At 36.8% G+C, this 22,383-nt stretch carries 21 protein-coding genes, 2 pseudogenes and 2 riboswitches; of the genes and pseudogenes, 3 read left to right on the forward strand and 20 right to left on the reverse strand.

Annotated elements, in window-relative coordinates; genetic code table 11:
- A riboswitch (ZMP/ZTP riboswitch) is annotated at positions 1-83 on the reverse strand.
- A 729-nt stretch (positions 84-812) separates the two neighbouring features.
- The 6 genes and pseudogenes from MKX67_RS13685 to MKX67_RS13710 all read right to left on the reverse strand — a co-directional run bounded on the left by MKX67_RS13685 (position 813) and on the right by MKX67_RS13710 (position 7,021).
- Complete coding sequence (locus tag MKX67_RS13685) at positions 813-2,459, reverse strand: glycerol-3-phosphate dehydrogenase/oxidase (RefSeq protein ID WP_342488334.1); 1,647 nt, start codon at positions 2,457-2,459, stop codon at positions 813-815.
- Positions 2,460-2,496: 37 nt separating this feature from the next.
- Positions 2,497-3,987 (reverse strand): annotated as a pseudogene (glpK, locus tag MKX67_RS13690) (glycerol kinase GlpK).
- Positions 3,988-4,002: 15 nt separating this feature from the next.
- Positions 4,003-4,644, reverse strand: a complete 642-nt coding sequence (locus tag MKX67_RS13695) for a phosphatase PAP2 family protein (RefSeq protein ID WP_342488336.1) — start codon at positions 4,642-4,644, stop codon at positions 4,003-4,005.
- A gap of 66 nt (positions 4,645-4,710) precedes the next feature.
- Positions 4,711-5,571: a Ku protein gene (locus tag MKX67_RS13700; RefSeq protein WP_095372946.1), complete on the reverse strand. Its 861-nt coding sequence runs from the start codon at positions 5,569-5,571 to the stop codon at positions 4,711-4,713.
- Between the two features lie 195 nt (positions 5,572-5,766).
- Positions 5,767-6,021 (reverse strand): spore coat protein, encoded by a 255-nt coding sequence (locus MKX67_RS13705; protein ID WP_233435229.1) that lies wholly within the window; start codon positions 6,019-6,021, stop codon positions 5,767-5,769.
- Between the two features lie 94 nt (positions 6,022-6,115).
- Entirely contained in the window at positions 6,116-7,021 is a 906-nt protein-coding gene (locus MKX67_RS13710; protein ID WP_095372944.1) for an RNA ligase family protein, read from the reverse strand.
- Positions 7,022-7,132: 111 nt separating this feature from the next.
- Here MKX67_RS13710 and ligD point away from each other — a divergent pair, with 111 nt between their 5' ends.
- A complete protein-coding gene (gene ligD, locus MKX67_RS13715) occupies positions 7,133-8,338 on the forward strand; it encodes a DNA ligase D (RefSeq protein ID WP_342488339.1) in 1,206 nt (401 codons plus the stop codon).
- Positions 8,339-8,649: 311 nt separating this feature from the next.
- Here the strand turns inward: ligD and dapF are convergent, their stop codons facing one another.
- From dapF to ribE (MKX67_RS13735), 4 genes and pseudogenes are all read right to left on the reverse strand, one after another.
- Entirely contained in the window at positions 8,650-9,639 is a 990-nt protein-coding gene (dapF, locus tag MKX67_RS13720; RefSeq protein WP_095372941.1) for a diaminopimelate epimerase, read from the reverse strand.
- Between the two features lie 128 nt (positions 9,640-9,767).
- Complete coding sequence (ribE, locus tag MKX67_RS13725) at positions 9,768-10,235, reverse strand: 6,7-dimethyl-8-ribityllumazine synthase (protein WP_095372940.1); 468 nt, start codon at positions 10,233-10,235, stop codon at positions 9,768-9,770.
- A gap of 31 nt (positions 10,236-10,266) precedes the next feature.
- Positions 10,267-10,872, reverse strand: a pseudogene (gene ribB / locus MKX67_RS13730) (3,4-dihydroxy-2-butanone-4-phosphate synthase); the annotation flags it as partial.
- A 10-nt stretch (positions 10,873-10,882) separates the two neighbouring features.
- A complete protein-coding gene (gene ribE / locus MKX67_RS13735; RefSeq protein WP_322909501.1) occupies positions 10,883-11,533 on the reverse strand; it encodes a riboflavin synthase in 651 nt (216 codons plus the stop codon).
- Positions 11,534-11,784: 251 nt separating this feature from the next.
- A riboswitch (FMN riboswitch) is annotated at positions 11,785-11,927 on the reverse strand.
- Positions 11,928-12,361: 434 nt separating this feature from the next.
- Between ribE (MKX67_RS13735) and MKX67_RS13740 the strand changes: the two genes are divergently transcribed.
- The gene (locus MKX67_RS13740; protein ID WP_095372938.1) at positions 12,362-12,784 is read left to right on the forward strand and encodes a hypothetical protein; all 423 of its coding nucleotides are present in this window, start codon (positions 12,362-12,364) and stop codon (positions 12,782-12,784) included.
- 113 nt (positions 12,785-12,897) lie between these two features.
- Here the strand turns inward: MKX67_RS13740 and MKX67_RS13745 are convergent, their stop codons facing one another.
- From MKX67_RS13745 to MKX67_RS13785, 9 genes are all read right to left on the reverse strand, one after another.
- Positions 12,898-13,362 carry a hypothetical protein gene (locus tag MKX67_RS13745; RefSeq protein ID WP_342488341.1) on the reverse strand — a complete coding sequence of 155 codons (465 nt, stop codon included), beginning with the start codon at positions 13,360-13,362 and terminating at the stop codon, positions 12,898-12,900.
- Between the two features lie 394 nt (positions 13,363-13,756).
- Positions 13,757-14,317 carry a hypothetical protein gene (locus MKX67_RS13750; RefSeq protein WP_342488342.1) on the reverse strand — a complete coding sequence of 187 codons (561 nt, stop codon included), beginning with the start codon at positions 14,315-14,317 and terminating at the stop codon, positions 13,757-13,759.
- A gap of 142 nt (positions 14,318-14,459) precedes the next feature.
- A complete protein-coding gene (rbsB, locus tag MKX67_RS13755) occupies positions 14,460-15,392 on the reverse strand; it encodes a ribose ABC transporter substrate-binding protein RbsB (RefSeq protein ID WP_341051433.1) in 933 nt (310 codons plus the stop codon).
- Between the two features lie 39 nt (positions 15,393-15,431).
- Entirely contained in the window at positions 15,432-16,376 is a 945-nt protein-coding gene (gene rbsC / locus MKX67_RS13760; RefSeq protein WP_095372933.1) for a ribose ABC transporter permease, read from the reverse strand.
- Positions 16,363-17,868 carry a sugar ABC transporter ATP-binding protein gene (locus MKX67_RS13765; RefSeq protein ID WP_307313344.1) on the reverse strand — a complete coding sequence of 502 codons (1,506 nt, stop codon included), beginning with the start codon at positions 17,866-17,868 and terminating at the stop codon, positions 16,363-16,365. Before MKX67_RS13765 ends, rbsC begins: the two co-directional genes overlap by 14 nt.
- Positions 17,868-18,257 (reverse strand): D-ribose pyranase, encoded by a 390-nt coding sequence (gene rbsD, locus MKX67_RS13770; protein ID WP_307313342.1) that lies wholly within the window; start codon positions 18,255-18,257, stop codon positions 17,868-17,870. Before rbsD ends, MKX67_RS13765 begins: the two co-directional genes overlap by 1 nt.
- Positions 18,232-19,140, reverse strand: a complete 909-nt coding sequence (rbsK, locus tag MKX67_RS13775; protein WP_342488345.1) for a ribokinase — start codon at positions 19,138-19,140, stop codon at positions 18,232-18,234. The genes rbsD and rbsK overlap by 26 nt, the downstream gene beginning before the upstream one ends.
- 23 nt (positions 19,141-19,163) lie before the next feature.
- Positions 19,164-20,150 (reverse strand): LacI family DNA-binding transcriptional regulator, encoded by a 987-nt coding sequence (locus tag MKX67_RS13780; protein ID WP_342488347.1) that lies wholly within the window; start codon positions 20,148-20,150, stop codon positions 19,164-19,166.
- Between the two features lie 268 nt (positions 20,151-20,418).
- On the reverse strand, positions 20,419-21,039 hold the full coding sequence (locus tag MKX67_RS13785) for a TetR/AcrR family transcriptional regulator (protein WP_095372931.1): 621 nt from the start codon (positions 21,037-21,039) through the stop codon (positions 20,419-20,421).
- Positions 21,040-21,244: 205 nt separating this feature from the next.
- Here MKX67_RS13785 and MKX67_RS13790 point away from each other — a divergent pair, with 205 nt between their 5' ends.
- Complete coding sequence (locus tag MKX67_RS13790; protein WP_341051435.1) at positions 21,245-21,991, forward strand: glucose 1-dehydrogenase; 747 nt, start codon at positions 21,245-21,247, stop codon at positions 21,989-21,991.
- Positions 21,992-22,042: 51 nt separating this feature from the next.
- On the opposite strand, the gene MKX67_RS13795 is transcribed toward MKX67_RS13790, so the two are convergent.
- Positions 22,043-22,354: a hypothetical protein gene (locus MKX67_RS13795; RefSeq protein ID WP_095372929.1), complete on the reverse strand. Its 312-nt coding sequence runs from the start codon at positions 22,352-22,354 to the stop codon at positions 22,043-22,045.
- Positions 22,355-22,383 lie beyond the last annotated feature (29 nt).

A 22,383-nucleotide genomic window follows, 5' to 3' on the forward strand; every position in this document is an offset into this window, starting at 1 on the left:
TACCTCTGCCCAGACGACCGGCTAAACATAGACGCAGCTCCCCAGCGGTTATTTCCGCAATGTCGTCAGTTACTGCGATTTCTTCAGCTTCCTCTTTATTATAACAGAAAACACATATGTTTCAATAAAAAATACGCTTATTGTTCGCCTTTTTGAATTTACGTCATAGGCTATTTTATTACTTTACATTTGATTATTGGTTGATTATTGCATAATTTTTGTTGAGAATCAAAGGTAATGCTGAGAACTACATAAATGAAGGGAATTTATCTTAATTAACGCTACACGACTTTATCTCTATTATAAAGAATAAATCAAAAGCGAACCGCTTCAATGACGGTTCGCTGGTTATATTTGAGATTATTAAATTTCAATAAGTTCTTTACCTAAAACAACGAAAGCCCTACCTCTCTTCCATCCTTGCAACCCCGAAGCTGCGCCAGTGAGAATCAGGTTAAATCTTCATTTGTTCTTGAGAAAAGTAACTCTTTGTTGAATTGTATATTGGGGTTTAATTATTGAAGTAACCATATAAAGTTCATTTATGGGTAAATAGAAGATGATTTAAGAAGAATTTCAACTTACTTATGAAGTTGTCCACAAAATAGTTCTTAATTATAAACCTTGCTTAGCGAACTTTACTCTAAAGAGTAACTTTCACATCAAGAAAAGCCGTATGACTACCGACTATCTTTCTATCTCAAATACCACAATCTATTATAGTACTTTGGTAGATATATGTCAAATTCATTGGTTTTATACGACAGGATATGAGAGAGGCTCACTATATCCCGTCGTCACCCACGATCTTTTCACCCTTTGTTTGTCGCCCATTTAATTACTTCATTTAGTTCGTTCGTATATGATCGTGTTTGTTCAACTGTCCAGTCAAGCTCATCTTCCATGATCTCAATGATAGCCTTTTTATATGTGAACACACACTTAATGTTAAACAACAATGCGCCTGTCCGGCGGAAAAAAAAGTCTACAGGCGAAACAACCATTTCATATTCAATTGCATATTTTAGCTCTAACCATAAGACTCGTGGGATTAGATGCTCTCCTTTATGATATTGCTTAACCAAAGAGAATAAAACCGGCGCATTTGAACCGTAACGCCTTAAGAGATAAAGAGACTCTTCTCCATTTAATCCAGCTTTTATCCCTTCCTGTTTCTTTGATTCAATAAAAGTAGGGAAATATTTTGCTCCGCCTACTCTTCCACCTGACAACGGTAGATGTTTTGTCATACTTTTTGAAAACAATAGTTGATATTCTTCTTTTAACATAAACGAAACTTTGTCTACAATTGTCTCGGCCATTTTCCGGTAACCTGTTAATTTACCACCAGCAATCGTAATTAAACCGTGCTCTGACACCCAGATTTCATCTTTTCTCGAAATTTCTGACGGTGACTTTCCTTCTTCATGAATAAGTGGACGCACACCTGACCAACTAGATTCGATATCTGCTTCTGTCACCTTCACGTTTGGAAAAATCCCTTTAATTGCGTTCAGTAAATATTGCCTATCTTCATCTGTTATCGAAGGATGCACAGGATCACCTTTATAAAAGGTATCGGTCGTTCCAACATAGGTTTTCCCTTCCCTTGGAATAGCAAAAATCATTCGACCATCTTCACTGTCAAAGTAAATAGCTTGCTCTAATGGGAAAATAGAATGATCGATGACAATATGAACACCTTTTGTTAGTTTTAAAGATTTATTTTTCATTTGCCCATCTTTATCTAAAAGCTGTTCCACCCAAGGACCGGTTGCATTCACGCATTTTTTTCCGAAAACTTGAAATGGCTCATTACTTAGTTGGTCTTGCACCTCAACACCAATAATTTTTCCATCCCTATAAATAAAATCAGTTACTTTAGCATAATTAATCACATCAGCTCCTCGATGAGCGGCTTCTTTCATCACTTCAATAGTTAACCGAGCATCATCAGTCCGGTATTCCACATAATGACCACCACCAAGTAAACCTTCTTCTTTCAATAATGGTTCTTTTACTAGCACCTCTTCTTTATTTAACATTTCTCTTCTTTCATCTCTTTTAACTCCGGCAAGGAAATCATAGACCTTCAACCCAATTGATGTTGTGAACTTACCGAAAGTTCCTTTTTGATAAAAAGGTAAGACCATCCATTCTGGTTTAGTGATATGAGGGCCGTTTTCATACACAATCGCCCTTTCTTTTCCAACTTCAGAAACGACATGAAATTCTAATTGTTTTAAATAACGAAGACCACCATGCACAAGTTTAGTTGAGCGACTTGACGTTCCTGCAGCAAAGTCCTGCATTTCAATTAAAGCTACTTTCATCCCTCTTGTCACAGCATCAAGGGCAATTCCAGCTCCTGTAATACCTCCACCGATAACAACGAGATCATACTCATTGTTAGTTAAATGATGAATGGTAGTAGAACGATTTTTCACAGAAAATTTCATTTTCGTACCCTCCTGTTTTTTCAAATGGTGAAGTAACTTATTTAAAAGCCATTGTTGCGTTTATTGCAGTTTGCCAGCCTTGATACAGTTTATCTCTCTCTTTTTCATCCATTTCTGGTTGAAACTCTTTATCTAAACCCCACTTCTGGGTAAGTTGCTTTTTGTTTTCCCAAAAACCAACAGCCAAACCTGCTAAATAAGCTGCTCCTAAAGCCGTTGTTTCATTAATCTTTGCCCGTTCAACAACAGTATCTAGTAAATCTGCTTGGAATTGCATGAGAAAATTATTTTTTGCAGCACCGCCATCCGTCCGTAAAGAAGTGATATCAATCCCCGAATCCTCAATCATCGCTTGTAATACATCCTTCGTTTGATAGGCAAGCTACTCCAAAGTGGCTCTTATAAAATGTTCCTTTTCCGTTCCACGAGTTAATCCAAAAATAGCTCCCCTTACCTCACTATCCCAATAAGGGGTACCTAAACCAACAAATGCAGGTACCATATACACACCTTCTGTTGATTGTACTTTTGTTGCGTAATCTTCACTATCCTCCGCATGCTTTAACATCCTCAAACCATCTCGTAACCACCCAAGAGCTGAACCAGCTACGAAAATACTCCCCTCAAGCGCATAAGTGATTTTACCATCTATCCCCCATGCTATCGTTGTTAAGAGACCATTATCTGAATGTACCGCTTTTTCACCTGTATTCATGAGCATAAAACAGCCCGTACCGTACGTATTTTTTGCCATGCCTTCAGTAAAGCATGCTTGACCAAATAATGCAGCTTGTTGATCACCTGCTACACCGGCTATAGGAACTGACTGACCGAAAAAATGATAAGGAGCCGTTTCTGCATATATCTCTGAAGAACTTTTCACTTCAGGCATCATAGAACTTTCTGCCCCAAATATATCTAACAGTTCTTCATCCCATTTCAGGTCAAAAATATTAAACATTAGAGTTCTTGCCGCATTTGAATAGTCCGTGACATGAGCTTTACCACCGGATAATTTCCATATAAGCCATGTATCAATGGTCCCAAATAATACTTCCCCTTTTTTCACCTTTTCACGTGCACCTTCCACATGATCTAGGATCCACTTCAACTTTGTTCCAGAAAAGTAAGGGTCAATTAATAGACCAGTCTTTTGACGCACCTTCTCTTCCAATCCGTTTTTCTTAAGCTCTTTACAGATGTCGTTCGTTTGTCTAGATTGCCAAACGATGGCATGATAGATAGGGTCTCCCGTTTCTTTGTCCCATAAAACTGTTGTTTCTCGTTGGTTCGTAATACCTATACCAGCAATTTGAGTGGGAGTTACATTTGCCTCTGATAAAACACTAGCAATCACTGATAGTACACTTCCCCAAATTTCATTCGCATTATGTTCCACCCATCCAGGTTTCGGAAAGTACTGTTTAATCTCTTTTTGCGCACTATGTACTGGCTCCCCTTCATGATTGAATAGAATTGCTCGAGAGCTCGTTGTTCCTTGATCTAATGAAAGAATATATTTTTCCAACATTTTCCTCTCCTTTTATTTATTAAAAATATGCTCATACATATGAAAAACCATAATTGAAAGTATTAACCAAATCGCTCCGACCAAAAAACCAGCCGCTACGTCACTAGGATAATGGACACCTAAATATATCCTACTTAAGCCAATCGCAAAAATCAGTAACCCCATGATGAATGCTACAGCCCATTTCATGCTTGCCTTTTTAGTTACATGAATGATGACAAAAGCAAGCGATCCGTAGAATATAAACGAGCCCATTGAATGTCCACTTGGAAAGGCATAGCCAGTTTCTTCAATTAATGGTAGGATATCTGGCCTTTCTCTTTTAAAATAGTGCTTAAGAGTCCAATTTAAAAGTGAGCCTATTCCTGATGTCAAACAAATATAAATAGCTAACGCATACTTCTTTTTTAAGACAAGGAGGAATATTACAACAACTATGGCTATGACAAACCACAGCACAGAACCTAGGAAAGTAAAACGATCGATAAATGTGGTTAATGCAGGAGTTACATTTTGCTGGACAATATGAATGACCTCCATATCAAACCAAGCAAGATCATTGTTTGTGTAATCGAAAACGATAAACAAAAACATACTTAAAAATAGAATAAATAGTATGATGTTTGTCGTTATGTATAAGGTTGATTTTTTCATTGCCCATTCCTTTATGTTTTTTAGGAAGTTGGAGAAGTCTAGACTTCTCCAATTGAATAAACAAAACTATGCTTCCTTCTTTGTTTTTGCAGCACTCGTTGATTTTTTCTTTTTTGACTTCGTCGTCGCTTTTTCTTTTTTCGGTTGTGGTGGTTTTGTTTGATCGATGGATGCTTGCAATGCAGCCATAAGATCAGTAACATTGGATGTCTTTGGTTGCTGTTGATTTGTTATTACTACCTCTTCCCCATTTTTCTTTGTTTCAATCAACTCTAGAAGTGCTTGGCGGTATTCATCTGTATATTTCTCAGGTTCAAATGTTGTCGTTAGTTGGTCTATCAATAACAATGCGGTGTCTAATTCTTTTTTGGCTATTTTTTCTTCTGCAGGAATATTAGGCACATCTGCAAAATTTCTCACCTCATCAGGAAAGTGGATGGTTTCCATTACTAAAGTATTGTGAAAAACTCTAAGAAGAGCTAGCTGTTCTTTTGCGCGAATGATAATTTTCGCTATCCCTACTTTTTCAGACTCCTTCAAAGCTTCCCTTAATAAGGCATACGCTTTCGATCCACTATCTCCTGGAGATATATAATAAGATCGAGAAAAATATATCGGATCTACTTCATTGATTTTGACAAAATCTAAAATCTCCACTGCTTTATCTTCATTTTCTTTTTTTAACGCTTGTAATTCCTCTTCATCAAGTACGATAAATTTCCCTTTCGTGTACTCATATGCTTTCACTATATCACTTTGTTCCACAGGTTCATCACATACAGGACAAACTTTCTCATACTTAATAGGCGAATGACATTTACTATGCAAATTACGCAATTTAATATCTTTATCTTCAGTTGCCGCATGCAATTTGATCGGGATATTGACTAAACCGAAACTAATGCTTCCTTTCCACATTGTGTGCATCAGAAAACCTCCTCCATTCTTATTAATTGTATTTTTTCTCTGAGGATTATTCATATACACGTACAATGTTGGTAAGATTAGCTACATCTCTTTTATATGTCTTCATCTAACACTGTCTTTACAAAAAAAACAAGCAATAAAAGCAATAAACACCACAGCTGAATCTGTGGTGTTTGTGAAATCTGAGCCATTTTTTTAATAAACCGGATAAGGTGGGTATGGTGGGTATACAGGATATGGTGGATAAGGCGGGTACACCAGAGGTGCTAATAATGCGCCACCTAATAAACCTGCCGCTACACCACCTAAAAATGGACCACCAAAACCAAAACCAGGTCTCCCAAAGCCGGGGCCGCCAAAACCGGGACCTCCCCCAAAACCAGGACGACCACCATAAGGCCTTCTATATAAGTGAGTCTGTGTATATGCCGGGTAAAAGTGTTGATTCACCATTTAACCTCCTCTGTCGTTCTCTTTATATACTCCTTATAAACTATGTAAAACACCTAAATTTGCTGTAGGCAAAAACCTATCCGAAAACGATTTAAAAAACAAATGACTGAATGACTGGTTGCCTCATTGTATGATCTTTTGTCCACTCTAAGAAAGTAACCTTCACTTTTAAAATTGGAGAAAGCCATTCATGATTTTTCAATAAGCCGCTATAATTATGAAACGGACTTGCTCCCTGAAGTATTTGGTTAGTCACTTCAGTCACTTCACGCCAATCCTTTAAAGTAAGCTTGCTCGAGCCTGCACTGCCGATATAAATAAGCTCACCCTTTTCATTATATACACCTAAATCAATTGAACGAATAAGTGCTCCATTATAAGTTACCCCTCCAACAATAGCAATAAGGTCCTGTTCTTTTTTCTTTTTTAACCAGCGTTCATCTTTTCCTCCTAATATATAAGCACTATATAAATCCTTACAAACAATACCCTCTAATCCTTGCTCTATGACAGCATCATATAATGATTGACAGTCTCTAAAACTTTGGACGATTTGAATCTCATTTGTTGGCTGGATGATTTCCATCAACATCTCCTGGCGTCTATATAATGGGGTTTCAATCAGCCATTTACCGTTAAAATATAAGAGGTCAAATATCATATAAGTAATAGGAATTTCTGTCTGTAAATGATTGATTGTTACCGTATTCTTCCGCCGATCTCTTCTCATCACATCATAAAAAGAGGGAACACCGTCTTGAAAAGCGATTACCTCTCCATCTAAAATGAAGGAATTCCCCTTAATTAATGAGGGTAATTGATGTAATTCCGGATATTGGATGGTGCGCTCATTTCCTTTTCGATTAAAAATCCTTAAATTCTCTTTTTCATAATAAGTCAATATCCTTGTACCATCCCACTTTACTTGCGCTATCCATTGATCGCCATTTGGAATCTCATTTGTCATTTTTGGTTCAAAAGGAATAATTGGCTTCATTGGATCGATCCTCACTTGTATGTCTTTTTTTAATCTAACCATACTATGACCATGTGTAATAGGTTTTATGAATGTAAACCAAAATCTAGTCAAAGGATGGTTGAAGGTCATATGAGGAAAAAAGGTCGTTTCTTTATTACTGGCTGGAATGTTACAACTAATCAGTTTGAATATAGTATCGTATATCAAAATAATGTAAAGGCAATGGGCGAATTTTCCGAAGGTCTAAATGAACAAGAATTGGCTATTTTAGTCAGCTTGATTCAAAAGAATGGAAAAAAAGTAAATCAAGTAAAATACAGCATCTCCCCAAGCATTTGTATTCAACTTTGCTTTCGCGACATAATTGAGGATACCTTGATTCTCCCTCAATTTATGCAATTCTTACCGAATGAGCAATGGGAAACATGTACTTGGGAGAGATTATTGATAGAAAATGCAAATATCGATTCTTCTATAGAAGTGACCCACCCAGAAAAACCGTTATGGGACAACCCAAAGATCAATAAAGAGCAGCTCATTGCTTATCTTGTTTCCGTCGCTCCACGGTTGTTACCGTTTGTGAAGAATAGATTGTTAACAACCATTCGCTATCCACATGGCTATATAGGGAAAGAATGTTTCTATCAGAAGAATAAACCTGATTATGCACCGTCATTTGTGAATTCTTTTACAAGAGACGAAATCGACTATATCCTTTGTAATGATTTATCTACCCTTGTTTGGCTAGGTAATCAATTAGCACTAGAGTATCATACCCCTTTTGAAACAATTGGCAGCGACCATCCGCTTGATATTGTGTTCGACCTTGACCCACCAGATGAAACACACTTTCTACTAGCTGTTGATGCTGCACAGAAACTAAGTAAGATTTTCGAAGAATTAAATATTATCGGATTTCCAAAATTAACTGGAGGTAAGGGTATACAAGTACATATCCCAATTATGCATCATCATTTTTCTTATGAAGATACCCGACTGTTTACTTCGTTCATAGCAGCCTATTTAGTTGAGAAAAACCCAGATTTATTTACGACAGAAAGAATGAAAAAGAATCGCGGGAAAAAGTTATATATCGATTATATACAGCATGCAGAAGGAAAAACGATGATTGCTCCATACTCTCCTAGAGGCAGAGAAGGCGCGATAGTAGCAGCCCCACTCTATTGGGATGAAGTAAATAAACAACTGCAACGAAAGAATTTTTCACTAGACAACATTCGCAAGTATCGTTTAACTGATCGCTGCCCAATGGCAACCTTTTTCGAAACAAAAAATGACACGATTGCAAAAATTATAGATTCATTAAAAGGATAAAACTATACGCAAGCATATGCGATTTTTTGTGTTTTAGGAAGTGAAAGCTAAGTAAATCTGATATGCACGTTATCCAAAGCCAAAACGCATTTAAACGATTGCCTTTTCAGTTTACGTATCACTCAAAAGCTAAAACTGATTTGAACGTTTTGCTCATTCAGCATGCACGACATCAAGGAGCGAAAACACATATGAAACGACCTGCTAATGCAATTCCTGCGCGTTATTCAGATGAAAAAACAAAAAACCGAACCAACACTATTTACTCATAGTGCCGTTTCGGTCCAAAACCCTTTTTTCTTAAACATTTCTTAAGCATTTAATTGCTTGGTTAAAAAAGCAGAAGCTTCTTGTTGCAACTTCGCATATTGCATCATTTCTTCAATATATTCTTCGCTATTATCGACGGTAAATGTCCCTGGATGATTTATATCTATCTCAATTGTACATTGATAGACAAAGCTAGCATTACCAATAAGGTCGATTGTAAAGCTATCATTTTGCTTATGAACAATGCAACGGACCTTACCACCATTGTTATAAACCTCAATCGGCTGCTCATAGGTATTGATACTTTGCAGACATGTGACTAAACTTGAAGCCGACATCGCTGTCCCACATGCATTCGTAAAGCCCACCCCTCTTTCATACGTACGAACAAAAATCCCACCTTCTGGTAGTGGTTTGACGAAACTCACATTTACACCATCAGGAAAGTAATCATTTTCTCCGTTGACATACAAACTTATTTCTTCTTGAATATCTGATTGCATCTGTTCTTTTTCGACAATAGCAACAAGATGGGGATTAGGTACAGAAAGAGCAGTAAAAGCGATATCTTCCGAAAGGTCTTCCATCTTTTCATTGACTAATTGGTGCTGATTGATGTGAAGTGGTAAAGTAGCAACATCAAATGACACCGGTGAAATTTCTACCTTGTAAGTAGGGATATCTTTATAAATATCGCTTTCTTTACTAACATGAAGGGTTACTTTCATCGTATCAATTGTCGCCTCTTTGATTTTCAGTTTCTCACAAACATACCTCGCGACACAACGAAGACCGTTACCACACATGGAAGCTTCTGAACCATCTGCATTAAATACGCGCATTTTTGCATCAGCAACTTCACTGGCTAATATAAATAAAATCCCATCCGCACCGAGCTCACTGCCACGATTACAAAGACTAATCGTTAATTTCGCTCGTTCTTCATCACTCCACCCGAAGGACTGCTCCATTTCATCAATAATAAAAAAGTCATTTCCCGAACCGTGACATTTAATTAATTCTAATTTCATCATAAACCCTCTTTCTCTTTTAGGCTCTTCATTTATCTTCTATACATGTTTTTACCATTGTTCATGTGAATATAAACGTAATATTATTATAACGAGAAAAAGAAAGAGGGAGCAAAGAAAATTAATTTTTAACGAAAATGTTTATTAAAATTACTCATTTCAATCGCATTAACAGCTGCATCCCAGCCTTTGTTGCCTGCTTTTGTACCCGCTCTCTCAACCGCTTGTTCAATAGAATCAGTTGTTAACACACCAAAAATTACTGGAATGCCAGTTTGTAATGAAGTTGCTGCCACTCCTTTGGCTACCTCTGCATTCACATAATCAAAATGTGGTGTTGCCCCTCTAATAACTGTTCCAAGGGCAACAACCGCATCGTATTCGCCACTTTCCGCAAGTTTTTTCGCAGCTAGAGGAATTTCAAACGCTCCTGGTACCCAAGCTACCGTAATATCCTCTTCAGCCACATCGTGACGCTTGAAGCTATCTAATGCACCATCTAATAATTTTTTTGTAATAAACTCATTGAAACGTGATACAACAACAGCTACCTTTATTCCCGTTCCAATTAAATGTCCTTCTAGTATTGTATTCATTCTACTTCACTCCTAAATTAGATTAGTTTAATAATAATTGTGATTGCTTATAAGATATTAATTGTTCAATCGTAATCATCTTCAAATCATATTTTTCTGCTACTTTCTCTAACTCTGCTACTCTAGCCATTTCACCATTTTCTTTCATAATCTCGCATATAATCCCGACCGGACTTGCCTCAGCCAATTTTGCTAAATCTACTGCCGCTTCCGTATGGCCTGAACGCTCAAGGACGCCACCATCCTTCGCTATAAGGGGGAAAATATGACCTGGACGATTGAAGTCTGATGCTTGTGTTTTGTCGTCTAACATTTTTTCTACGGTTAAAAACCGTTCAAATGCACTTATACCAGTCGTTGTCTCTTTATAATCAATACTTACAGTAAAAGCAGTTTGATGGCTGTCTGTATTATTAGTTACCATCGGATGCAAGTCTAATTTTTTGGCGATTGACTGCTCAATCGGCACGCAAATAAGCCCTCTTCCCACTGTCGCCATAAAATTGATTGTTTCAGCTGAAGCATACTCGGCAACAGCGATAAAATCACCCTCATTCTCACGATTCTCATCATCACAAACGATAATCACTTTTCCCATTTTCAAGTCAGCAATCGCTTCTTCAATTGAGTGACTCATATATTCCCTCCTAACTTAAGAATCCATTATTCTCTAATAACTGTTCGAAATTTCTTTCACGTTTCGATGTGTCTGAAAAGGCAAATACATATTTAGCAAATAAATCATATTCGATATTGACAGTATCATTTGGCTTTTTTTCACTAATCACCGTTTCTTCAGCTGTATGAGGAATTAACGCAATCGTAAAATAACCATCCCCTACCTCCATCACTGTTAATGAAGTGCCATCAATAGCAACAGATCCTTTAGGTAGAATTAGATGCTGATACTTCTCTGATAGTGAAATTGAAAGATAAATCGCATTTTCTTGTCTTTGTTTTTTTAAAATTTTTCTCGTTTCATCCACATGACCACTTACATAATGGCCGCCAAATCTTCCTCCTGCTAACATCGCTCTTTCTAAATTCACATTGCTTCCTACTTTTAAAGAGGAAAGCGATGTCGCATGAAAAGTTTCTGGCATCACATCTGCTGTAAAACTTCTTTGTTGGAATTCGGTCACTGTTAAACAAACACCGTTCACAGCGATGCTATCACCGATATGGATATCATCCATAATCTTTGTAGCATTGAACACTAATTGAATAGTAGATCCACGATGAATCGTTCTTTGTACAGTACCGATTTCTTCGATAATACCTGTAAACAGAATGATCAACCTCTCTGCATAAGATTTATTCGTTTAAGTAAAAGTTGAAATTTTCCGCTCGGGGCAAATACGCGGTATCGGGAGAGTTTGTTGAAAATTACAAAAAGAGTTGGACTCACACTTATCGTTATCCCATATCATCACCACCCTTTTTAAAATACTCATGAATAAATAAACCCGTATACGAATACGTATACGGGAAAAGTAATCATGGCCAAATAAACGTCAAAATCAACTGTTTTTGAACGTTTTTACACACACGCATCCTTCTCCCATCCAGACTATACTGTCGGCTTTGGAATTGCACCAAATCCACCGTTCTCATTCCTGAGCCCGGGTCACGGACTAAGAGGTCACCCTCATCACCGCCGGTTGGGAATTTCACCCTGCCCCGAAGGATATTCTATTAAATTGTTGATACTATAGAGAACAGACAGTATCTAATACTTTTAAAATAAATAAAGATTCCCCTGCTCTTATTACAGTATCTAAATATAGGATAAATGTAAATAAGTAATTAATCAATAGAAAGAGTGTTAAATAGGAGATTATACATAAAGAAAACTAAAATAAACCATCACCCTAACATTTGAGACAGAAAAAGGATAATAGTTATATATCTAATATTATATTTCAAAACCCTACCTCAATTTTTTCTTTACTCCTTAAAGTTGTCAATTCATCTATGTATGATATAAAATACAGTTAAATACAGTTAAATACATTATTTCTATTAAATTACATAGAAAAGAAGGTGTGTTTTTGTAAATAACTATTCATCAGGACATAAAGATAACATAAAAATTACAAAATCCAACTATAAAAGGAAGCCCATCTATGAATAGAAAATTAATTATTATTTTCATCTTTCCTTTAATTTTAGTGTCTTGGATGATTTATTCTTGTAAGCAACCAATTGTACTAAAAGGAAAGAGCTCCGATGGAAATTGGAGAGCGGAATATAGCCCTCATCATTCTCCTAACCCTAAAGGGATTTGGAAAGGAGAGGCAACTTGGTTAGGAGGGACCAATCTCCCTACTCTGAATTTTTTGGTATTTAAATCTGGAGAGGAAATGGTCACTTTATACGATAAGCCAAGTGATTTTCCTCAGGGAGATGTTATTGAATTTGTCAGTATTGGAGACGCCCCGTTATATGCTAATTACTCTTTACAAATTAAATGGACATACGAAAACAAGGAATTTGATGAGGAAATAAATCTAGAAAGAAAGAAACGCTTTTTCATCTTACCGTTTTAATATTATCATTTGCATAAAGCAAATAGCGCTATTAATATTGCTGACAGTATTTTTATCTAAAAATAGCTCCAATTCTTTCTATAATAAATTCATCACACTCCATAAAGTTTGCTTCATTCACAATATTTCAGTGTTCTACTATCTGCAAAAAGGTTTACAAACCGTTCATCATTGATTTGCACACTATTGGCTTCAATAAAAAATGTGTCTTTATTATTTACTTGAAAGTAAAAATTAGTTTTAGCATGTAATTTTTCGATTTCTTTCAAATCTGATTCTAAACTTTCAATTTTTATATGACCAAAACCATTCTTGTGATAACTAATTTCGCTTAATAAATTCGCATCAGTAAAACTACGGTCATTTAAGCGTATCGTTCCTACATTAGGCTCTTGATAAACAAAGAACGACATCACTTCCTTTATGAAGATGTAGGTTCTCTTAATTTGTTGTTTATGACAACTAAGTAATTTTAATGTAATGGATTCATTTAAATAATCAATCTGTAAATCATCTAAATCCCAGTATTCTGCTTTTTCGGCAAACAAAGTATTTATTCTATTTGGACCGCTAGACATCTGATCACCCCGTTTACTTTTTTCTATTACCTGTGGAAAGCACACAATCTACCGGCAATATTTCAGTCAACCATCTTCTTTTTGACCTATTATTCCCCTTTGTTTTCGAGTATTTCAATATACCTTTCAAAATTGTCATTGAATCTTTGTTGTTCATAATGACCATCATTCGCTAAACTATTATCTAGTAGACTCTCAATCGCTCCAGCAATAGTACACGATCCCAATATAAAGCAAATTCCAATAATTCAAGCAGCATTAAGTAAATCTTTCCTGTTTATATTCATCATTTTTCTCCTATCCTTTAATTGTTAGACATCGAATTACATATAACCGTTTTTTCGGTAATTTCTTGATGACGGTAACACTATTTACTAATCCGTCTTACAGAAGATTACTCATCTTCGTAGAAAGTATCATACATTTCAGGGAATAGATCTTTTAATCTCCTTATCGTATGCGCATTTGCAACAATATCCAGTACATCAGAACTAATATAAAATAAAAAAGCACGATGCACAAAACAAATATAGAGTGACGTGTGACCACCAATCATTTTAAGGGTATAGCGAAAAAACGCAGATGATTTGACGTTCTTTACTGTTGAAAAGACAAAATAACCACTCATTTCTTCTTCCCAAACTACTTCATTAGACCAATTATTTATCTTAAAAAACCGTCGTAAATTTAACTTTTCTCTCCTTACCCTTGTGCTATCAATATCTTGATAACCAGAAATAAACGTCATATCTAACTTTTCCTCTATAGGAAATAGATGATGAAATAAGCTTTTCGCTAAACCCGGATGTTGTCTGAATGTCTCTAAACCGAACCGAATTCGATTGTCTTTCACTACTTGAAAATAAGGCGTTGCGGCGTTCGTCATATCAACTCCGAAAGTGTTTGCAGGGATCATTCTACCACTCGCTTCTTCACAAAATATAATGATTACCATAATTATACACTCATTTCATACTAACCGCTTATATATTTCTTTCACACTTCTTTCCTTAACCTGCGTTCACTTAGAAAATAAAAAAGCACGTGCTCATTCCACCTTTAAGCAGAATCTACACGTGCTTCATTCAATCATTTCCTTATTTAATTAACTCTAACTCAACAGGGATAAATTCTTCCACCGTTTCACCATCGAGTACTTTTTTGGCTGTTTCTACAGCTTGCTCGCCCATTCTGTCTGGTTTTTGAGCGACTGTTGCTGCCATATCGCCACCTTCAACTGCAGCAATGGCATCATCTGTTGCGTCGAACCCGACAACAATGACATCTTTCAATCCAGCAGCCGTTAATGCTTGATAAGCACCAAGTGCCATTTCATCATTATGAGCAAATACAGCTTGGACATCTTTATTGCTTTGGATGATGTTTTCCATTACTGTTAAGCCTTCTGCACGATCAAAATTCGCAGATTGTTTTGTTGCTACTTCCACATTGTCAGATGCTTCAATGGCTTCATTGAAACCCGCACCTCTTTCGCGTGCTGCCGATGAACCAGGGATCCCTTCAAGTTCAACTACTTTTCCTTCGCCATCAAGTTGTTCAATGATAAATTCTCCTGCCATTTTACCGCCTTCTGCATTATCAGAAGCTACGTGAGCGACAACTTCGCCACCTTCTGCACTTCTATCAACAGTAATAACCGGGATATCTGCATTATTAGCTGATGTAATGGCAGAAGCAACCGCTGCTGAATCAGCTGGATTAATAATTAATAAGTCAACACCTTGTTGAATTAAATCCTCAATATCACTTACTTGTGTTGCTGGGTCATCTTGTGCATCTACTGTTTTAATCGCATAACCAAGCTCTTTTGCCTTCGCCTCTGCACTATCACGTAGTGTAACAAAGAAAGGATTATTTAATGTAGAAATCGATAGACCAATTGTTTTTTCTCCTGATGCTTTTTCATCATTATCAGTTGCTTCATTATCATCAGCCCCATTATTTAATGAACATGCACCTAATAAAGCGACTACTAAAACCAAAGTAAGAAGCTTCCATATTTTTTTCATTTGAGTATTCCTCCTTCATAGGTTTGCAAATCATATATGTTAAGCAGCTTTCTTTCTATCAATTAGTACAGCTAATAGAATGACGCCGCCCTTCACCACTTGTTGGTAGAAAGATGATACATTTAATAAATTCAAACCATTATTTAGTACACCAATAATCAAAGCACCAATTAATGTACCAAAGATCCATCCGCGTCCGCCTGAAAGACTTGTCCCACCAAGAACAACTGCCGCAATGGCATCTAATTCGTAGCTTGTACCAGCTGTAGGCTGTGCAGAGTCAAGACGAGAAGTTAACGTAATTCCGGCAACTGCAGCAAATAATCCTGAAATCGCATAAACACCCATTTTCAAGCGATCCACTTTTAAACCAGAGAGCTTAGCGGCTTCTTCATTCCCACCAATCGCATAAACACCGCGACCAAAAGTTGTTTTCTTTAGCAAGAAGTATAAAAATAAATAAGCTAACAGCATCGTAACAACAGGAAATGGTACCCCGAGAAAATAACCTTTACCAATCATTTGAAAGCTAAAAGCATCAGATAGACCAGTTATTGGTCGACCTTCTGTATAAACAAGTGTTAACCCTCTGAAAATTGTCATTGTCGCTAATGTTGCAATAAAAGGAGCGACTTTACCTTTTGCAATAATTACGCCGTTGACAAGTCCCATTAAAGCACCTGCTAATAAACCGAGAAGAACCGCAATTACCGGATCCATACCACTAGCTAACATACCTGCAGTAAGTGCGGAAGATAGCGCTAAAATCGAACCGACAGATAAGTCGATTCCCCCTGTCAAGATAACAAATGTCATTCCAAACGCAATTAAAGCATTGATTGAAACTTGTCTTAATACGTTCAGTATATTGTCAGCTGTTGTAAAGCTTGGACTCATAACCGATAAAATAATAATGATGAGCAGTAAGCCTAAAACCGGTCCTAGCTTTTGAATGGAGCCGATGCCTTTACTAATTTTGTTCATGCTTTGTCCCTCCTGTTGCTGCTTCCATAATTTTTTCTTGAGTCGCATCTGTTTTTTCCAGAATGGCGGCTACTTTCCCTTCATGAATCACCATAATACGATCTGACATACCTAGTATCTCTGGTAACTCAGATGAGACCATAATAATGGAATGGCCCTTCATTGTTTCTTCATTCATAATCGTATATATCTCTTTTTTTGCTCCTACATCCACACCACGAGTAGGTTCGTCCAAAATTAACAGTGTTGGATCGATTCCAAGCCATTTTCCAAAGACCACTTTTTGTTGGTTCCCACCACTTAAATTCTTAACTTCTTGTTCAGGACCGGCTGTTTTAATTTTTAACTTGTCTATCATTTCTTTGGAGAAAGCTTTTTCCTTTTTAGTAGACATAATGGCACTTTGCGAAAGCGCTTTTAAATTAGGAACGGCTAAATTCTCCCTTACACTTAATCCAAGTATAAGACCTTCATCTTTACGGTCTTCTGTAATGAAACCGATACCGGCAGCAATTGCTTGTTTTGGTGCACGAATGTGTAGTTCTTGACCATTCAAAAATATCTTCCCAGACGATTTCTTTCGTGACCCAAAAATCGCTTCCATGATCTCCGTTCTTCCAGCTCCCATTAAACCGGCGACGCCAAGTATCTCACCTTTTCTAACATCAAATGAAATATTAGAAAAATGATCTTTCACACTTAAGTTCTCGACTTTGAAAAAAACATCACCAATTGTTGCCGTCCGAGCCGGGTAACGCTCACCAATTTCTCTACCAACCATCATTTTCACGATTTCATCGAATGAGGTGTCTGTGGTATATTTCGTTCCTATTGATTGACCATCTCGTAAAACCGTAATACGGTCACACATTTTAAAAATCTCTTCCATGCGATGAGATATATAAATGATTGCCACATTCTCTTTTCGCAATTGATCAATAACGGAAAATAATGTATCAATCTCTCTATCTGTTAAAGCGGCTGTTGGTTCATCCATGATAAGAACTTCAGAATTGGCAGCGATTGCTCTTGCAATTTCAATCATTTGTTGTTGTCCAACGGAAAGTTCTCCAGCAGGCTGTTTTACATCCATTTCAATGCCTAAGCGCTTTAAATGCTTTTCTGCTTTTACATTCATCTCTCTCGTCTTTAATAAACCGAAAGTACTTAATTCTTTACCTAAGAACATATTTTCAGCCACTGTTAAATAAGGAATAATATTTAACTCTTGATGAATGACAGCAATACCATTTTTTTCTGCATCTTTCGGTGAAGAAAATACGGCCTTATTCCCTTTATAATAAATCTCACCTTGATTGCTTTCATGAATGCCTGTAAGGATTTTAATTAAGGTCGATTTCCCTGCCCCATTCTCACCCATAAGCGCATGGATCTCCCCAGCTCTCAAGTCAAAATCAACGCCTTTGAGTACTTCCACCGAATAGAAGGATTTATGAATATTCTTCATTTCTATTATTGATGATTGCTTCATTAAAATATCACTCCTGACGTTAAAATGATGTTAGCGTAAGGGGAAGCTTCTCCAGTTCGTATAATCGCCTTTGCTTTTTCCGTTTTTTTCTTAAATGTTTCATGCGAGACATAGCTACAATCAGAGAACTTGTCTTTAATTGCTAAAAATAACGGTTCATTATCTGTTTTAATTTCAGTTGCTAATGTGACACTCTCTATCATTAATTCTTTTTCAAGCTCATTTAAGACGTCTAAAAAGGAAGGTGTCCCTAGCTTTAGAGCTAGGTCAATTTTTTTTACACCATCTGGGATAGGTAGTCCACAATCAGCAATAACAATTGTATCTGTATGTCCCATATCACTGATGACTTTTGTTATATCACTATTCAGCATTCCTTGTTTCTTCATGATGATTCACTTCCATTTTTTCAATTTCGGCTTTTGTCGGCATTCCTACTTGTGCACCCATTTTCGTTACAGATAAACCTGCAGCCTTTATTGCGAACGTAATTGCCTGTTCTATTGTTAAGCCATCATCAAGGGCAACCGCTAAAGCGCCATTAAAAGTATCTCCTGCTCCAGTCGTATCAACCGCCTTTACCTTAACAGCAGGAATGGTCATAAATTCCCCGTTTTCAAAGAACGCGGCACCTTCATTTCCTTTTGTAATGACAAGCTTTTTTTTCAGTAGTTCCGTTGCCTCTGTATCATTTGCATATGCTTCGAATAACTGTTTCGCTTCATATTCATTCGGTGTGAGGTAAGTTACTAACTCAAACCAATGAGAAGGAATATGATGGAAGGGAGCTGGATTTAAAATGACACCGACATTGCCCTCTGCCGCAATCTCTAGTACTTTTTCTACGGCAGACAATGGAATTTCTAATTGCAGAAGCACCCATTCACTCGCTAAAATATCATCGCGATATGCTTCTATAACGTCACTTGTCATTAAATGATTAGCACCAGGTACAACAATAATTTTATTATCATGGTTATACACTGTTATGCTTGCTGTTCCAGTACGTACAGATTTTTCTATTTGGATACTTTCCGTATTGATATGCATGTCATTAAAATAATTCATATACTCTTGACCAAAAGGGTCATCGCCGACTTTACCAATCATTTTCACATTCGCTCCAAGCTTAGCTGCAGCCACTGCTTGGTTTGCTCCTTTACCACCTGGCACAGTAAAAAATGATTCTCCCATCACGGTTTCACCCATTGACGGGTCTATACTTGTTACCGTGACTAGATCCATATTGATGCTTCCGATTACTGTAATCATCTAATCACTCTCCTTCTTCTGTTTTAATGCGTTGTTGTTGTTTCTCTTATTTTTAGTTCGGTCGGGAATACAATATGATCCTGACCTTCTTCCTTTCCGTTGATACGGTTCAAAAGCATGGTTGCTGCTTTTTTCCCCATCTCATATATTGGTTGAGCGATGGTTGTAATTTCTGGTGAAACAGTTTCCGTCCACTCAATTCCATCAAAACCAATGATTTGAAGTTCTTTCGGTACATTAATCCCGAGCTTTGTGCATGCCTTTAGGGCACCAACTGCCATCACATCATTACCTGTGAATATGGCATCAATGTCCTTCTGTTCGTGCAGGAGACGAAATGTAGCTTCTTGGGCTGTTTTCATTTGATAATGACCTTCACTTATATACACAGGTCTTTCTAGTGCCATCATGACATCTTGGTATGCTTTTTTCCTCAGTTGGGAATTGATAATATTTTCTGGTCCACTAATATGGGCGATTTTCTCGCAGCCATTTTCAACTAAATGCATAACTGCCCTTCTCGCTTCCTGATAATTATCTATCGTCACTGAGGGAATACTTTCATGGAACACACGGTCAAGTGCAACTACCGGGATCTGTAAATTGGCGAGATGGCTTTCATTCATATGATTGGATACAATGATTACGCCATCAATATAGTTTTCCGCCATTTTATTTAAATACATCAGTTCCTTTTCTAAATTGTCATCACTATTACATAGAAAAGTAGTATACCCTTGTGCTACTGTCACATCTTCCACAGCGCGGACAAGTTGTGGGAAGAATGGGTTTGTAATATCAGGGACAATGTACCCAATCATTTTTGACTGCTTTTTAAATAGGCTACGCGCTACATTATTAGGTCGGTAGTTAAGTGCTTTGATCGCTTCTTCCACTTTTGTTTGCGTTTCCTTTTGGACATATCCTTTTTTATTTATCACTCTCGATACAGTCGCAACAGAAACATTTGCATACTTTGCTACTTCTTTAATTGTGGCTATATGAATCATCACCTTACATTTGTTAATACTGCTATTATTAAACTTATATTAAAAGGTAGTATGTAACCCGTTACATATTAGACACTCACTATCTGAAGCGTTATTCTCTCATGACTAGGAAAGGCATGTAACGGGTTACATATTTCAGAAAAAAACAAAATCTATTAATTACTATTTTATTTGATATGTAACGCGTTACACACTCATCTGTAACCGTTTACACAAATTTAGTTTACCATCTATTAAAATTTTGTCAACTTTATTTTATCCCTCCTTTTTATAGAGAGGATTTCTGTTCTATCACCACTTGTTTATACGGTCCTTGAATGGTAACTTTCATGAGTTGCGCAGCCATATATTTAGCGGTATACGGACAATCATTTTTCAACCACCATATAATCACACCTAAAAACGCAGAAGCGTAGAAGCGTATGGCCATTTCTCTTGGTATAGTCAATAAGTCATCATCTGGTTGCATAACGGTCATGCCATCTGCAATAAATTCGCTCAACACAGCTGTTAGTTTATCACGAAAATGAGGCATTGTACTTTCAGACAGCAACACTCTATATATGTAATCATATGTGCCAATTTGCGCAAATAATTGAATAAAGCTTTCATTTGGTGATTCAGTATCATACGTCCCTTTACTTGCTACAAAAGAAGTCTTCATTGCTTCTTTTAACTCATCAATCATGTCATCTGTACTTTGCTCAAGCAAATCGTATTTATCTGTAAAATGGAGATAAAAAGTAGCGCGGTTCAGCATCGCTTTTTTTGTAATTGCCTGCACCGTTACTTTTTCAAAACCTTGTTCTTCTATTAAAGAAATAAGGGCGTCAGTTAACATTCGCTTTGTTCTTACTACACGGGGATCGACTTTTTCTTTTTTCGACATTTTTCTGCTCCTTGTATTAATTATTCTTATTTTTAAACAAATTTGTATGAACTGTTGAGTATACAACGATCTCAACTTTTTTGTTCATTGCTTCATTTTTTCATCAGTTGATATAATCAGATTATCAACGGATTGTTGATAAAGCAACTAGTTGTATTAAAAATCGTACGATATTGTCTAAGTTTTTACCAAATGGGGGTATATCATGAAAAGGTTAGAAGGAAAAGTAGCCATTATTACCGGAGCAGCTAACGGGATGGGTGCAGCAGAAGCAAAGTTATTCGCGAAAGAAGGCGCTAAAGTAGTAGCGACTGATTTACAAATGGAAACTTTAAATAAAGTGGTTGCAGAGATAAAAGAAGCAGGTGGTGAGGCGATTGCCCTTGCCCATAATGTGACGTCTGAAGAACAATGGCAAGCAGTTATAAATGAAGCCATTGAACAATTTGGTAAACTAGATATCCTGATTAACAATGCTGGTGTCGCTTCTCCCAAAACTCTAGAGGATATGTCAATGGATGAATGGAATAAAATTTTAGATATCGACTTAAATGGTTGTGTAATCGGCATGAAATATGTCATTCCCGAATTAAAGAAAAATGGCAGCGGTTCCATTGTCAATATTTCTTCCATCGGCGGTATAGTTGGCATGGCAGGGACAAGTCCATATACAGCCGCTAAGGGTGCTTTACGAGTATTATCCAAATCTGCAGCAATAGAATATGGAAAAGAAAATATTCGAGTCAATTCTGTACATCCTGGGATTATTTCGACCCCAATGACAGCTCCTTCAATGGAATCTGCCTTACCGTTCTATCAAACTTATACGCAGTTGCCTTATTTCGGCAACCCTGAAGATGTTGCTTACGGTGTCCTTTTCTTAGCATCAGATGAGGCAAGATTTGTTACAGGTACAGAGTTAGTGATTGACGGCGGTTGGACTGCCATATAATAAAGCCTAATCTAAAAACGAGCCGTGACTGATTTCATCGGCTCGTTTCATTTAATATACTTTTGTTTTATTTTGTTTTGAACTAAGACCAGCATCTACAAATAATAACAACGCTGTAATAATATGCATAATCATTCCAACTACCGGAATCCAACCAATAATAGAAGTAATGATACCTGTGATACTACCGTACTTGTTTTCTCCAGCTCTTACGGATAGTACAAGTGTGATTACATGAAGGAAAAACATAACAATAAGTGGCACCCATCCATTTGCGAGGATAAAAATTCCTCCTAGAAAAGGAATGCCAAGAAATGCTTCACATGCACCTGTTATCCATTTTAGTATTGTTGATGTACTCAATTTGCCACATCCTTATTGCTTAATCTAAT

Source organism: Cytobacillus sp. FSL W7-1323, assembly GCF_038595015.1.
Taxonomy (GTDB): Bacteria; Bacillota; Bacilli; order Bacillales; family Cytobacillaceae; genus Cytobacillus; species Cytobacillus kochii.

Bases quoted from the DNA above. Each gene is read 5' to 3' on its own strand.
- ribE (WP_095372940.1), bottom strand. From the start codon at position 10,235: ATGAATACAATACTAGAAGGACATTTAATTGGAACGGGAATAAAGGTA.
- MKX67_RS13700 (WP_095372946.1), bottom strand. From the start codon at position 5,571: ATGCACACAATGTGGAAAGGAAGCATTAGTTTCGGTTTAGTCAATATC.
- MKX67_RS13785 (WP_095372931.1), bottom strand. From the start codon at position 21,039: ATGTCGAAAAAAGAAAAAGTCGATCCCCGTGTAGTAAGAACAAAGCGA.
- MKX67_RS13750 (WP_342488342.1), bottom strand. From the start codon at position 14,317: ATGGTAATCATTATATTTTGTGAAGAAGCGAGTGGTAGAATGATCCCT.
- MKX67_RS13685 (WP_342488334.1), bottom strand. From the start codon at position 2,459: ATGAAATTTTCTGTGAAAAATCGTTCTACTACCATTCATCATTTAACT.
- ligD (WP_342488339.1), top strand. From the start codon at position 7,133: ATGAGGAAAAAAGGTCGTTTCTTTATTACTGGCTGGAATGTTACAACT.
- dapF (WP_095372941.1), bottom strand. From the start codon at position 9,639: ATGAAATTAGAATTAATTAAATGTCACGGTTCGGGAAATGACTTTTTT.
- MKX67_RS13745 (WP_342488341.1), bottom strand. From the start codon at position 13,362: ATGTCTAGCGGTCCAAATAGAATAAATACTTTGTTTGCCGAAAAAGCA.
- MKX67_RS13780 (WP_342488347.1), bottom strand. From the start codon at position 20,150: ATGATTCATATAGCCACAATTAAAGAAGTAGCAAAGTATGCAAATGTT.
- MKX67_RS13765 (WP_307313344.1), bottom strand. From the start codon at position 17,868: ATGAAGCAATCATCAATAATAGAAATGAAGAATATTCATAAATCCTTC.
- MKX67_RS13740 (WP_095372938.1), top strand. From the start codon at position 12,362: ATGAATAGAAAATTAATTATTATTTTCATCTTTCCTTTAATTTTAGTG.
- MKX67_RS13695 (WP_342488336.1), bottom strand. From the start codon at position 4,644: ATGAAAAAATCAACCTTATACATAACGACAAACATCATACTATTTATT.
- MKX67_RS13790 (WP_341051435.1), top strand. From the start codon at position 21,245: ATGAAAAGGTTAGAAGGAAAAGTAGCCATTATTACCGGAGCAGCTAAC.
- rbsD (WP_307313342.1), bottom strand. From the start codon at position 18,257: ATGAAGAAACAAGGAATGCTGAATAGTGATATAACAAAAGTCATCAGT.
- rbsB (WP_341051433.1), bottom strand. From the start codon at position 15,392: ATGAAAAAAATATGGAAGCTTCTTACTTTGGTTTTAGTAGTCGCTTTA.
- MKX67_RS13710 (WP_095372944.1), bottom strand. From the start codon at position 7,021: ATGAAGCCAATTATTCCTTTTGAACCAAAAATGACAAATGAGATTCCA.
- rbsC (WP_095372933.1), bottom strand. From the start codon at position 16,376: ATGAACAAAATTAGTAAAGGCATCGGCTCCATTCAAAAGCTAGGACCG.
- rbsK (WP_342488345.1), bottom strand. From the start codon at position 19,140: ATGATTACAGTAATCGGAAGCATCAATATGGATCTAGTCACGGTAACA.